At 61.4% G+C, this 12,726-nt stretch carries 16 protein-coding genes; 10 read left to right on the top strand and 6 right to left on the bottom strand.

Features of this window, described 5'->3' with window-relative positions; all coding sequences use genetic code 11:
• The first annotated feature begins 40 nt into the window (after positions 1-40).
• Positions 41-598: a hypothetical protein gene (locus LG409_RS15740; protein WP_227407088.1), complete on the top strand. Its 558-nt coding sequence runs from the start codon at positions 41-43 to the stop codon at positions 596-598.
• A 103-nt stretch (positions 599-701) separates the two neighbouring features.
• Positions 702-1,295, top strand: a complete 594-nt coding sequence (locus LG409_RS15735; protein WP_227407087.1) for a hypothetical protein — start codon at positions 702-704, stop codon at positions 1,293-1,295.
• Positions 1,296-1,435: 140 nt separating this feature from the next.
• Here the strand turns inward: LG409_RS15735 and slmA are convergent, their stop codons facing one another.
• The 5 genes from slmA to coaBC form a co-directional block, all read right to left on the bottom strand.
• On the bottom strand, positions 1,436-2,044 hold the full coding sequence (gene slmA, locus LG409_RS15730) for a nucleoid occlusion factor SlmA (protein WP_039175213.1): 609 nt from the start codon (positions 2,042-2,044) through the stop codon (positions 1,436-1,438).
• A 21-nt stretch (positions 2,045-2,065) separates the two neighbouring features.
• On the bottom strand, positions 2,066-2,965 hold the full coding sequence (gene argB, locus LG409_RS15725; RefSeq protein ID WP_193461738.1) for an acetylglutamate kinase: 900 nt from the start codon (positions 2,963-2,965) through the stop codon (positions 2,066-2,068).
• A gap of 82 nt (positions 2,966-3,047) precedes the next feature.
• Positions 3,048-4,436 (bottom strand): phosphomannomutase/phosphoglucomutase, encoded by a 1,389-nt coding sequence (locus LG409_RS15720; RefSeq protein WP_227407086.1) that lies wholly within the window; start codon positions 4,434-4,436, stop codon positions 3,048-3,050.
• A gap of 33 nt (positions 4,437-4,469) precedes the next feature.
• On the bottom strand, positions 4,470-4,925 hold the full coding sequence (gene dut / locus LG409_RS15715) for a dUTP diphosphatase (protein WP_081136753.1): 456 nt from the start codon (positions 4,923-4,925) through the stop codon (positions 4,470-4,472).
• Positions 4,922-6,253, bottom strand: coding sequence for a bifunctional phosphopantothenoylcysteine decarboxylase/phosphopantothenate--cysteine ligase CoaBC (gene coaBC / locus LG409_RS15710; protein ID WP_227407085.1), 1,332 nt, complete (start codon positions 6,251-6,253; stop codon positions 4,922-4,924). The genes dut and coaBC overlap by 4 nt, the downstream gene beginning before the upstream one ends.
• A gap of 157 nt (positions 6,254-6,410) precedes the next feature.
• Between coaBC and radC the strand changes: the two genes are divergently transcribed.
• The 7 genes from radC (at position 6,411) to ald (ending at position 11,787) form a co-directional block, all read left to right on the top strand.
• Entirely contained in the window at positions 6,411-7,085 is a 675-nt protein-coding gene (radC, locus tag LG409_RS15705; RefSeq protein ID WP_227407084.1) for a RadC family protein, read from the top strand.
• A 280-nt stretch (positions 7,086-7,365) separates the two neighbouring features.
• A complete protein-coding gene (gene rpmB / locus LG409_RS15700; RefSeq protein WP_016915065.1) occupies positions 7,366-7,602 on the top strand; it encodes a 50S ribosomal protein L28 in 237 nt (78 codons plus the stop codon).
• A 38-nt stretch (positions 7,603-7,640) separates the two neighbouring features.
• Positions 7,641-7,796 (top strand): 50S ribosomal protein L33, encoded by a 156-nt coding sequence (gene rpmG / locus LG409_RS15695; RefSeq protein ID WP_009098622.1) that lies wholly within the window; start codon positions 7,641-7,643, stop codon positions 7,794-7,796.
• 140 nt (positions 7,797-7,936) lie between these two features.
• Positions 7,937-8,764 carry a bifunctional DNA-formamidopyrimidine glycosylase/DNA-(apurinic or apyrimidinic site) lyase gene (gene mutM, locus LG409_RS15690; protein ID WP_100731437.1) on the top strand — a complete coding sequence of 276 codons (828 nt, stop codon included), beginning with the start codon at positions 7,937-7,939 and terminating at the stop codon, positions 8,762-8,764.
• 45 nt (positions 8,765-8,809) lie between these two features.
• The gene (locus LG409_RS15685; protein ID WP_227407083.1) at positions 8,810-10,000 is read left to right on the top strand and encodes a class I SAM-dependent rRNA methyltransferase; all 1,191 of its coding nucleotides are present in this window, start codon (positions 8,810-8,812) and stop codon (positions 9,998-10,000) included.
• Positions 10,001-10,048: 48 nt separating this feature from the next.
• Positions 10,049-10,492 carry an acyl-CoA thioesterase gene (locus tag LG409_RS15680; protein WP_096922075.1) on the top strand — a complete coding sequence of 148 codons (444 nt, stop codon included), beginning with the start codon at positions 10,049-10,051 and terminating at the stop codon, positions 10,490-10,492.
• 179 nt (positions 10,493-10,671) lie between these two features.
• A complete protein-coding gene (ald, locus tag LG409_RS15675) occupies positions 10,672-11,787 on the top strand; it encodes an alanine dehydrogenase (protein ID WP_189462667.1) in 1,116 nt (371 codons plus the stop codon).
• 24 nt (positions 11,788-11,811) lie between these two features.
• On the opposite strand, the gene LG409_RS15670 is transcribed toward ald, so the two are convergent.
• Positions 11,812-12,060, bottom strand: coding sequence for a SlyX family protein (locus LG409_RS15670; protein WP_039175223.1), 249 nt, complete (start codon positions 12,058-12,060; stop codon positions 11,812-11,814).
• Between the two features lie 110 nt (positions 12,061-12,170).
• On the opposite strand from LG409_RS15670, the gene LG409_RS18685 reads away from it, so the two are divergent.
• On the top strand, positions 12,171-12,698 hold the full coding sequence (locus tag LG409_RS18685) for a cold-shock protein (RefSeq protein WP_039175224.1): 528 nt from the start codon (positions 12,171-12,173) through the stop codon (positions 12,696-12,698).
• Positions 12,699-12,726: the final 28 nt, after the last annotated feature.

The raw sequence follows: 12,726 nt of genomic DNA, 5'->3' as shown, positions 1-12,726 counted from the left end.
AGCACAATGGAACACAGATGTATAAATGTGGGCTCGTAATGTGATTGAGGTACTGAGTCGTTTGCGTTATCAATTCGACACGATGGAGCAGTCTAAGGCTGTCGAGGTGTCTAGTGAGCTATCGTTGCAGCTCTCGATACTGATTGATCAGGGTAGGTTATATTTTCCAAATGTCATGCGTGAATGCCATGGGCAACATAAGCAGCCATCCCGTCAGGGTTATAGAAGTTTTGTTTTAGATCCCTTGGTGGCTGCCTTTAAAATTTCCAAAGGAACAGCTTTGTATTTTGATGTGTCTGGCGGTAATGCACGATACGGCAATAATATGTACTCTAGGGCGTTGCAGGTCTATCAAAATGCTTTTTTATCGTTTATTGAGACAGTGCTTTTGATACAGAAGACTCATGACAGCCTGATAAAGCGGCTTGATGAGACAGGGGATAGTATCAATGCCAGTAAGCTAAAAAGTATTCTATCGCCTGAGAATAAGAAAGATCCTAGTCCAAGAGGGGCTGAGTACTGGCTAGGTGAACACGGAGGAATACCAAATGAAGCAGACATTATTGGAGCTACAACTAAGCCAGGTAAGCCTTCCTGATTAGTGCCCTAGACCAAATGTTAGCTTGCAAACCGCCTGCCCTGAACTATGGTCTGTTCTGGTAAGCAGTTTGGTGCTTGGCTAACAAAACGAGAACAGGGCGATGGATACCCAAACGTTGGTGTTGGTGGTGGCGATTGGTACGCTTTGGTTGAGCGTGACTTGCGGGTGTGTGGCGGGATACATGATGCTGGTACGGCGGGCAAGCGCGGTACCGGTGGCAGTCGGGGCGTTGGGTGGGGCGCCGCCCGTCGTGGTGCCAGAAGGCCCGGCCTTACTGAATGCAGAAAGTGCGGCCTGGGAGGTAAAGGTGCTGTTCGAGGAGCCGTCGCCTGCGCTGAACGACCGCTTGAGTGCGGTATTGAGTTCGGCAGGTGCCGTTTATGAACAGCGCACCAAGACCTTTGCCGTGGCGGGGGATTCTTCTCGCACGCCGATTCTGATCGAAAATGCGCTGGGGTCGGGCCAGTTGCCACCCTTGACGGAATCCCAGGCCAGTCATCCGCCGGTGAAGGGCGTCAGCATCAAGATTGCCAAGACCCAGCGCATGCTGGCTCCCAGCAAGCTGCAGCTGGCCAAGCTGGTGTCGCTTTCCAAGAAGCTGGCCAAGTTGGGGGGCACCGCGTTGGATGCCGAGAAGCAACCGATTACGCCCGCTGGGTTCGAGGCGGTGATTCAAGGGCAAGCGAGGGTGTAACGCTTCGTGGCGATGCCTGGCCCAGTGTGGCTGAGGCATGGCAACCACCACGACACACGCCCCCAGGGGTAGCTGATGGCTACCCCTGGGGGCGTGTACGTTGTATGCGTAGGCTGTACGTGTATGAAGCGCGCCCGTAGTCAGGCGAGCTGTGGGCTGGGTTGCAGCAGTTGGCTGGAAAGTAGCGCCCACTGGTCTTCCCAGTGCTCGGTGGGCAGCCGTTTGAAGTCGCTGCGCACGTACTGGGCGATGCGCCCTTCGGCTTGCGCGATCAGCAGGTTGGCAGCGGCGGAGGCGGGAATGCTGGGGCGCAACCCTTCACGCAGCTCGGCTTCGCGGAGGATTTGTTTCAGTTGGGTCTCCAAACGTTCGAACAGCTGGTGAACGCGCAGGCGCAGGCGTGCCGTTTCGCCGGTGAGTACGTCACCGCCCAGTACCCGGGCCAGGCCGGGGTTCTTTTCGGCAAAGCCCAACAGCAGTGAGAGTATCGTGCTGCAGCGGGTGGTGGCGTCTGGAATGTCTTCCAGTATCCGCGTAATGCGCGCGAAGATGCTCTCTTCGATGAAGTCGATCAAGCCTTCGAACATGCGTGCCTTGCTGGGGAAGTGGCGGTACAGCGCCGCTTCGGAAACCCCCACCTGGCGGGCCAGAGCGGCGGTGGTGATCCGCTTGCCGCTGTCCTCTTCCAGCATGATGGCCAAGGCCTGCAGTATTTGCTCGCGACGGCGAGGCTTGCGGTCGTCACTCATGACTCTTGCCCTCCGTCGCAGTTAGCCTGCGTTGGTGATCAGGGTGCCTACCCCAGCGTTGGTGAAAATTTCCAGCAGCACGGCATGCGGCACCCGGCCATCGATGATGTGGGCGCTGTTGACGCCTCCCTTGACGGCGTCCAGGGCGCAGCGAATCTTCGGCAGCATGCCGCCGTAGATGGTGCCATCGGCAATCAGGGCGTCTACCTGGGCCGTGGTCAGGCCGGTCATGACCTGGCCTTCGCTGTTCATCAGGCCCGCCACGTTGGTCAGCAGCATCAGCTTTTCGGCGTTCAGCGCTTCCGCCAGCTTACCGGCCACCAGGTCGGCGTTGATGTTGTAGCTGTTGCCTTTGGCGTCCACGCCGATAGGGGCGATGACCGGAATGAAGTCGCGGGCCGCGAGCATCTCGATCAGGTCGGTGGAGATCGCTTCCACTTCCCCCACGTGGCCGATGTCGATGATCTCCGGGGCGGTCATTTCCGGGCTTTGATGCTCCACCTTCAGCTGGCGGGCGCGAATCTGGGCGCCATCCTTGCCGGTCAGGCCAATTGCCTTGCCGCCGCTCTGGTTGATCAGGTTGACGATGCTCTTGTTGACCAAGCCGCCCAGCACCATTTCCACCACGTCCATGGTTTGCGAGTCGGTGACCCGCATGCCGTTGACGAAGCGCGATTCGATATTGAGCTTTTCCAGCAGGCTGCCAATTTGCGGGCCGCCGCCGTGCACCACCACGGGGTTGATGCCGACTTCTTTCATCAGCACGATGTTACGAGCAAAGGAGTCGATCAGCGTATCTTCGGTCATGGCGTTGCCGCCGTACTTCACGACCACGGTCTTGCCGGAAAACTGCTGAATGTAGGGAAGGGCTTCGGATAGCACCTCCACAACGACCTTGGGGTCGCGGCTAGCTGAACTCATGAGATTGTCCCTTTGCTCTATTAATATCTGCTTTTAATGTCTGCTTCATCGTAGCGCGGGTGGTGTGCGCTTCGCGGCATGATCATGTGATGGGGGTGTCTGGTATCGTCAACGTAGGTGAAACACCTTGCAGGGCGAGTGCGAAGCGCTCGCGTATCCGTTCCAGGGCCGCGCTGTCTTCCCCCTCGAAGCGCAGCACCAGCGCGGGCGTCGTGTTGGACGCTCGGCACAATCCCCAGCCATCGGGGTAGTCAACGCGAATACCATCCAGCGTGGTTTTGATACCTTCGCCGAAGTCGCCCTCTCTGGCAAGCGTCTCGACCATGGCAAATTTGTCGGCATCCGCCACGGTGATGTTGATTTCGGGCGTGCTCACTGCCTGGGGAAACTGGTCGAAGAAGGCATCCGCATCGCCTGGGTAGCGGGCCAGTATTTCCAGTAGCCGGGCGGCAGCATACAGGCCGTCATCGAAACCGTACCAGCGTTCCTTGAAGAAGATGTGACCGCTCATCTCGCCCCCCAGCAAGGCGCCGGTTTCCTTCATGCGCGCCTTGATGAGCGAGTGGCCGGTGCGCCACATCTCCGGCTCGCCGCCTGCCTCGCTCACCACCCGTGCCAGGTGCCCGGTACACTTGATGTCGAACACCACTTTGGCACCAGGGTTGCGGGAGAGCATGTCGGTGGCGAACAGCATCATCAGGTGGTCGGGAAAGATCATTCGCCCGCGCGGCGTGACCACGCCCAGGCGGTCGCCGTCGCCGTCGAAGGCCAGGCCGATGTCTGCGCCTACCTGCTGCACCTTGCGCATCAGGTCCTGCAGGTTCTCCGGTTTGCCGGGGTCGGGGTGGTGGTTGGGGAAGCGGCCATCGATCTCGGCGAACAGCGCCGTGGTGGCCACCCCCAACCGTTCGACCAGCTGAGGGCCAAGTTCGCCCGCCACGCCGTTGCCGCAATCCACCACCGCACTGAGCGGCCTTGCGAGCTGCACATCCTCAAGAATCCGCGCCAGATACGTGGCCCGCAGGTCGTGGGCGTGCACACGGCCATGGCCCTCGGTGAAGTCGCCTGACTGAATGCGCTCATACAGGGCGGTGATCGCTTCGCTGGCCAGGGTTTCTCCGGCCAGCACGATCTTGAAGCCGTTGTAGTCGGGTGGGTTGTGGCTGCCGGTCAGCATCACCCCCGAGCAACTTTCGGGCAGGGTGTGTGTGGCAAAGTAGAGTACCGGCGTGGGCACCATGCCAAGGTCGATCACATCGCGCCCGGCGGCCTGGAGCCCTTTGATGAGCGCCGCTTGCAGGCGTGGCCCCGAGACTCTGCCGTCCCGTGCGACGATCACGGTGTGTTCACCGCGGGCGGCGGCTTCCGAGCCCACTGCCCGGCCAATCAGCTCGGCGGTGGCTTCGCTGAGAGTGTCATCCACGATGCCGCGAATATCGTAGGCGCGAAAAATCGAAGCGGGTACGGTCATGGTCAATCCCTGAAAGAGCGCGCTAGTGAGTGCTTACTGGCGGCCAGTGCTGCCAAAGCCGCCACTGCCACGGGTAGAATCGGTGAAGCTGTCGACGAGGGTCAGTTCGGCCTGCACCACCGGCACCAGCACGTATTGTGCCAGGCGCTCGAACGGCGTGACCGTGAAGCTGGCCTGCCCGCGGTTCCATACCGAGACCATCAATTCGCCCTGGTAGTCGGAGTCGATCAGCCCCACCAGGTTGCCCAGCACGATGCCGTGCTTATGCCCCAGCCCCGAACGCGGCAGGATCATGCCGGCAAGGTTGGGGTCTTCGATGTAGATGGCCAGGCCGGTACGCACCAGCTGGCATTCGCCTGGGGCCAGCGTCAGCGGTTCGTCCAGCAGGGCGCGCAGGTCCATGCCCGCCGAGCCAGCGGTGGCGTAAGAGGGCAGATAGTCGCGCAAGCGCTCGTCCAATACCTTGCACTGCAGGCGAGGGCGGTTCATGAGGAAGCTCCGTGAGAAGTGTGAGGCAGCAGGGAGAGCGCCTGCTGCACGATCAGGGTGGCCAGCGAGGTCTTGGGTTGGGGGGGCGCGCTGTGCTGCTGCGTGCCGCCAGGCGTACGCCAGAGCAGCAGGGCGGCGTTGTCGTCGCTGCCAAAGCCCAACCCTTGCTGGGCCACGTCGTTGGCCACGATCATGTCCAGGCCCTTGCGGTCGAGCTTGTGGCGGGCGTAGCGTTCGACCTCCTGGGTTTCGGCGGCAAAGCCGACCACGAAGGGGCGTTGCCCGTTGGGCAAGGCCGCCACGTCGGCAATGATGTCCGGGTTTTTCACCAGCGTCAGGGTCAGTGTGTCCTGATCGTCGGTTTTCTTGAGCTTGTGCTCGGCGGCGCTGGCGGCGCGGTAGTCGGCCACGGCGGCACAGCCAATGAACAGCGCGGCCTGGGGGGCCAGCTGCAGCGCGGCCTGGTGCATCTCCCGGGCGGTTTCCACGTTTTGGCGCTCGACCCCGGCTGGGGTGGGTAAATTGACCGGGCCGCTGATCAGGGTTACGCGAGCCCCTTGCGCCACGGCGGCGGCGGCCAGAGCGAAGCCCATCTTGCCCGAGCTGTGGTTGGACAGGTAACGCACCGGGTCCAGGGCTTCACGGGTGGGGCCTGCAGTGATCACCACGTGAGGGCGCGCTGCGCCCTGAGCGGGCGGCGCAACCTTGGCTGCTTTGGCGAAGTGCTGTTGAAGGGCTGCGAAGATCTCTTCGGGTTCGCTCATTCGCCCTGGGCCAACGTCGCCACAGGCCTGCTCGCCCGCGGCAGGGCCGATCAACTGCCAGCCGTCGGCGGCCAGCTGTGCCTGGTTACGCTGCGTGGCGGGATGGCGCCACATGGCCTGGTTCATGGCGGGGGCCATCAGCCGTGGCGCTTCCGAAGCAAGGCACAGGGTGGTCAGCAGGTCGTCGGCCATGCCGTGTGCCAGGCGCGCCATCACATCGGCCGTGGCCGGGGCCACCAGCAGGGCATCCGCCCAGCGGGCCAGTTCGATGTGCCCCATCCCGGCTTCTGCCTCGGGGTCCAGCAGCGATGTGCGCACGGGCTCGCCAGAGAGGGCCTGCAGCGTCAGGGGGGTGATGAAGGCTTGAGCACCCTCGGTCATCACCACGCGCACCTCACAGCCTGCCTGCTTCAGCAGCCTCACGATCAGTGCGCTTTTATACGCGGCAATGCCTGCGCTGACGCCCAGCAGCACGCGCTTGCCTGCGAGCAGTGCGGTCAACGATGGCGCTGATAGTGATGACTCGGATAGTGATGGCTCGGAAGTGTGCGAGAGTGATGCCATGGTAGGCGGTCCCGTATGACGGTCGTAAGGAGGCTTACCATACCATTTGGCGGTTTATTTTGGCATGCTCGGTGGAAGTGTTATAACGCTAGGTATAGTGAGGATGAGGGCGTGGGCCACACGCCATGGGACTGGGTAGCATGGACAGGGGGCATGGATGGGCATCAATCATTGGCCAGAAGGCGAGCGACCCCGTGAAAAACTGCTGACCATGGGGGCGCAGTCGTTGTCGGATGCCGAGCTGCTGGCGATTTTTCTGCGGGTGGGGGTCCAGGGGCGGTCGGCAGTAGACCTGGCGCGTGACCTGCTGGTGAGCTTTGGCGGGTTGCGGCAGCTGCTGGAGGCAGACAGAGAGCAGTTTTGTGCCGCCCGTGGGTTGGGCGATGCCAAGTTTTCCCAGTTGCAGGCCACGCTGGAGCTATCGCGGCGGCATTTGGCCAGCCAGCTGGCACGCGGCAACGCGTTGACCTCGCCTGCCCTGGTGCGCCACTACCTGAGTTCGCAGCTGCGCCACCTGGGGCATGAGGAGTTTGCGGTACTTTTTTTGGATACTCAGCACCGAATCATTCGCTATGAATCCCTGTTTCGCGGTACCCTAGACAGCGCATCCGTTTACCCCCGCGAAGTTGCCAAGCGTGCGTTGGAACTCCACGCTGGCGCTGTCATCCTGGCCCACAATCACCCTTCGGGTGTGGCTGAGCCCAGCGACGCTGATCGACGTATCACCGAACGCTTGAAAGATGCCCTTGCGCTCTTTGACGTGCGAGTGCTGGATCATTTTGTGGTGGGAGACGGAGACGTGGTGTCCTTTGCCGAGCGCGGCTGGCTCTAGCGGGCAGCTCATGCGCACGCACTCCGGCAGTATCGAAAAGGCAGGCTGGCCCGCTCGATGCTGCGGCTGTCGTGACGAAAATTGTCCCAAAACGTGCTTTTTTGGCCTTTTTGGGCGGTTTCGCTTGCTGGTGGCCGGGTGCTCTGGTATAAAGTGCCACCTTTGAACTTGGGTTGAATAACGGATTTGGGTACAGCTAGGCGGTTAACTGCGTCGACTCCCTCCCTGCTCCGGTTTGCCCGACAGTTTTGAACAACTCGCCAAGCGGTTGGAGGCTCTCATGTCCAAAGTATGTCAGGTTACCGGCAAGCGTCCGGTAACTGGTAATAACGTTTCTCACTCCCAGCGCAAGACTCGTCGTCGTTTCTTGCCGAACCTGCACACCCATCGCTTCTGGGTGGAGTCTGAAAACCGCTTCGTCAAGCTGCGCGTTTCCTCTAAAGGCATGCGCATCATCGACAAGAAAGGTATCGACTCGGTTCTGGCCGACATCCGCAAACGCGGCGACGCTATCTAAGCCAGTTTCTGGCTCAGCATTTTTGGGAGAGTTAAACCATGCGCGATAAGATCAAGCTGGTGTCTAGTGCCGGTACTGGCCACTTCTACACCACTGACAAGAACAAGCGGAACACCCCGGATAAGTTCGAATTCAAGAAATACGACCCGGTCGTCCGTAAGCACGTCATCTACAAGGAAGCCAAGATCAAGTAACCTCGGTTACGATGATCGGCTTTCACCGCAGGCGAGCGCCTGTTGAAAAACCCGGCCCCAAGCCGGGTTTTTGCATGTCTAACGTTCGCGTTTCGCGTGTTAGCATCGCTGTCACTGTGCTGTCATCATAGGCTTTCATCATGCCCGAATTGCCTGAAGTGGAAACCACGCGGCGTGGTATCGCGCCCTACCTGGAAGGGCAGGAGATTACCGAAGTGCTGGTACGCCAGCCGCGCCTGCGCGTTCCCGTGCCGGATGATCTGGCCGAGCGACTGGTCGGGGCTCGCGTGGGTGAGCTTGCCCGGCGCGCCAAATACCTGCAGATCCCGCTGGCCACGCCTACCGGCCACGCCACGCTGCTGTGGCACCTGGGCATGTCGGGTAGCCTGCGGATTGCCCGGCTGGGTGATCTGCCCAAAAAGCATGACCATGTGGATATCGTCACCGCCAGCGGTCATATATTGCGCTATCACGACCCGCGCCGTTTTGGCTTCGTCGATTGGCAGCACGCCGATGCACAGTTCGATACGCGGCTGGCACACCTGGGCCCGGAACCCCTCGACGATGCCTTCACGGGCCGATGGCTCCACGCACTGTCGCGCGGCAAGCGCGTCGCCGTGAAGCCTTTCCTGATGGATAACCGCGTGGTCGTGGGAGCGGGCAACATCTATGCCGCCGAGGCGCTGTTCATGGCGGGCATCGACCCGCGCCGGGCCGCCGGACGCATTTCACTGGCGCGCTACGAAGCGCTGGCCCAGGCGGTCAAGGAAGTATTGGCGGCGGCCATTACCCAAGGTGGCACCACGCTGCGCGATTTCGTCAGCGGCCAGGGGGAGCCGGGCTACTTTGCCCAGCAATTGAATGTCTATGGTCGCCATGGCCAGCCTTGCCTGCGCTGTGGCAGCGAACTCAAGCGCATTACCCTGGGGCAACGGGCCAGCGTATTCTGCCCCGGTTGCCAGCGCTGAGCGCCGCCTTGGGCGGCTAACTGTTTTGTTTATCTGGAGAATGTTGTGACTCAACGCCTGCGCCTGAATAAGAATGCCGATCGCCGCTTGAAGGCTGGCCATCTGTGGATCTACTCCAACGAAGTCGATATCAAGGAAACGCCGCTGAAGACCTTCGAGGCGGGCGAGCCTGCCTTGGTAGAGGCCTCCAACGGCAAGACCCTGGGCGTGGCCTACGTGAACCCGCACTCGTTGATCTGTGCGCGTATCATGTCCCGCGACCCGGAAATGCGCCTGGACCGCTCGCTGTTCGTGCACCGTTTCAATCAGGCGCTGGCGCTGCGCCAGCGTCTGTTCGATCAGCCCTTTTACCGTCTGATCCATGGCGAGGGCGACCTGCTGCCAGGACTGATCATCGACCGCTTTGGCGATGTGCTGGTCGTGCAGCTCAATACCGCCGGCATGCAGGCCTTGGCCGACGAGATCGTCGATGCGCTGGAAAAGGTCATCAAGCCTGAGGTCATCGTATTCCGTAACGATACCGGGGGCCGCCGCCAGGAAGGCTTGGAAGCCCACGTGGAAGTGGTCAAGGGCAGCCTGCCCGACGAAGTGCTGCTGGTAGAAAACGGCGTGACCTTTGCGGTGCCGGTACTCAACGGCCAGAAGACCGGCTGGTTCTTCGACCACCGCGTCAACCGGGCCTGGTTGAACAGTCAGGTTGCTGGAAAGCGCGTGCTGGACGTATTCAGCTATGTGGGTGGCTGGGGCGTTCAGGCTGCCGCCAGCGGCGCCTCCGAAGTGCTGTGTGTGGATGCCTCCGGCGTTGCCCTGGAGCAAGTGGCGCGCAATGCCGAGCTGAACGGTGTGCAGGAGCAGGTGGCCGTGGGTGAAGGCGACGCCTTCGAAGCGCTGGCCGCATTGAAAGCCGACGGCGAGCAGTTCGACGTGGTGATTCTCGACCCGCCTGCGTTCATCAAGAAGCGCAAGGATATCCCCAACGGTGAGCGCGCCTATGCACGACTCAACCGCGAGGCAATGCGCCTGCTGGGTCGCGATGGCCTGCTGCTGTCTGCGTCCTGCTCCATGCATCTGGCCCACGAGCGGCTGGTGGATGTGGTGCGCGGTGCCGTGCGCCATCAGGACCGCCATGGCCAGGTGATTTTCCAGGGCCATCAGGGGCCGGATCACCCCGTGCACCCGGCGATTCCCGAAACTGCTTATTTGAAAGCGCTGGGCGTGCGGGTCTTCCGCGACTGAGCATCGCCCGCTGTCGAGCGCCGTCGTCATAGGAAAGGAGGTGGCCACATGGAGTGGGCGTTGCCAGAGCCGTTCGTACTCACGCTGCAGGTCGCGCCGGAAGCCATCGACGCTTACCGGCACGTCAATAACAGCGAGTACCTGCGCTGGGTAGAGCAGATCAGCTGGGCCCACTCCGAGGCGTTGGGGCTGTCGCTGGAACGCTATCGGGCGCTGGACCGGGCGATGGTGGTCCACCGCCACGAGCTGGACTACCTCGCCCCTGCTTTTCAAGACGACACGCTCTGCCTGGCCACCTGGATCGTCGACTGCGACGGCCGCTTCAGCCTGACGCGCCGCTTTCAACTGATACGGCCAGCAGACGGCAAGACGCTGCTGAAGGCGCGCACGCGGTTTGCCTGTGTCGCGCTTTCCAGCGGTCGCCCCAAGCGCTTGCCGGAGGAGTACCAGCGCATTTATGGCGCTGCGGTGGTGCCCGAGCCCGCCGAGTGATGAATCGACGGTGCGGCGTGGATTTTTTCGTCGCGGCCCGTCAAACGCTGAATTTTGCTGTTGAAAAACGCCTTTACCGGCGTTTTTTTCGTTTTGCTCCCTTGGGCTGGTGGTTCACGCCTGCTGTGCTGTAATGCATTGAGCACCCAGTGATGTTGATGACCCAAGGAGAGTCCGCCATGCACATTGCCGTTCCCAAAGAGATCAAGAACCACGAGTATCGCGTTGCGCTTACGCCCACGGGGGTGCGTGAGCTGGTCGGGCGTGGTCACTCCGTCAGTGTCCAGGTAGGCGCGGGCGAAGGCGCTGGCTTTCAGGATGACGCCTACCAAAGCGCGGGCGCGACATTGGAGGCCGACGTCGAGGCGCTGTGGCAACGCGCCGAGCTGATTCTGAAGGTCAAGGAGCCCCAGCCGGAAGAGGTGGCACGCCTGACGCCAGCGCACACGCTGTTTACCTATCTGCATCTGGCCGCCGAGCGGGCACTGACCGAAGGGCTGATGAAAAGCGGAGCCACCTGCATCGCCTATGAAACCATCACCGATGCTCGCGGCGGGTTGCCGCTGCTGGCCCCCATGAGCACCGTGGCGGGGCGCATGGCCATACAGGCCGGTGCCCATGGGTTGGAGAAGGCCCAGGGGGGCTCGGGGGTGCTGCTGCCCGGCGTGCCCGGTGTGGCACCGGGGCAGGTAACGGTCATTGGGGGTGGCGTGGTGGGGGAAAACGCAGCGCGGATGGCGCTGGGGCTAGGGGCAGAGGTGACGATTCTCGATACCTCGGTGGCCCGGCTGGAAGCGTTGGATGCGCGCTACCAGGGGCGTATCAAAACCGTCTACTCCACCGCCGATGCGCTGGACCATGCGGCACGCACTGCCGACATGATCGTGGGCGCGGTGCTGATCCCCGGCGCGGCAGCTCCCAAATTGATCACCCGTGCCATGCTGGCCGAGATGAAACCCGGCAGTGTGCTGGTGGACGTGGCCATCGACCAGGGCGGCTGTTTCGAAACCAGCAAGCCCACGACCCACGCCGAGCCCACCTATCTCGTGGATGGCATCGTGCACTACTGTGTGGCCAACATGCCCGGCGCCGTGGCACGTACGTCTACCCTGGGGCTCACCAACGCGACGCTGCCGTTCGTGCTGGCGCTTGCCGACAAGGGGTGGCGCCAGGCGCTGGCAGACGATACCCATTTTCTGCCTGGGCTGAACGTCCACGATGGCCAGATTACCTACCGGGCCGTCGCCCAGGCGTTTGGCCTGGAAAGCGTCGAGCCGGCCAGCGTGGTGAAGTGACCCGCGCGCCAGGCGGTGGGTCCATTAGTAGTGGGGCGGGATGTCGTCTTCGGGGCGAAAACCGCCCTGTGAGTCGCTGGCTTGCAGCGCCTGATGCTGTTCGCGGAGCCGTTCACGCATCAGGGCGCTCAGCTGTTCCAGCTTTTCGAGGCGGCGCTCCTGCTGGGCGACGGCCTGGTCCAGGGTGTCCAGCCAATGTTCCTGATAAGCCAGCCGACTTTCCAACGATTCAATACGTTGAGTGAGCTCGGCAGGCGTTAATTCGTTTGTCATGATAACATCGTCACCGTATGTAGTATGCTCGGTACTGTTAGGAAAGGGCCTGGTAGGCCGAGTATTGTCTTGCTTCTGTTACCCATACAACAAGAGAGCTTTTATCATCCATGAACCCAAAAGTTGTTTTTCGCTGTTTCTTTATCAGTATCTTACTGGCCGCCCCCACGCCGCTTCTTCTGGCGGGGATTGTTCATTTAACCAATGCACCTCTGGCTGAACAGTGGTTGGCCGAGGCTGCTTTCAGTGTGTATGCCGCTGTGGCACTTGGCTGTTTTGCAATGTTGTTCGTCGGTACGCTGGCGGCTGCGGCCCTGGCACCACCGATGGTGGTAAAGGCCGATGTGGCCAGGGTCAAACCTGCCCCGCGTCAGCCCCAGGCAGCACCCGTGGTGGACGATGAAGAAGAGGATATCATCGACCCCAACGATGGCCGTGAAGAGGGCGAGGTCAAGTGGTTCAACACCAACAAGGGCTACGGCTTCATCACCCGGGACAATGGCGAAGATGTCTTCGTGCATTTTCGGGCGATACGCGGTCGTGGCCCACGCATGCTGGCCGAAGGCCAGATCGTGCGTTACCACGTGATCAAGAACGACCGTGGCCTTCAGGCCGATGATGTCAGCATTATCGAATAAGCGCTCCGGCGCGGTTGCTGACAGGAAA

The sequence above is a fragment of the Halomonas sp. NyZ770 genome, assembly GCF_020616575.1.
Classification (GTDB): domain Bacteria; phylum Pseudomonadota; class Gammaproteobacteria; order Pseudomonadales; family Halomonadaceae; genus Vreelandella; species Vreelandella hamiltonii.
This window is presented reverse-complemented; position numbering and strand designations above follow the sequence as displayed.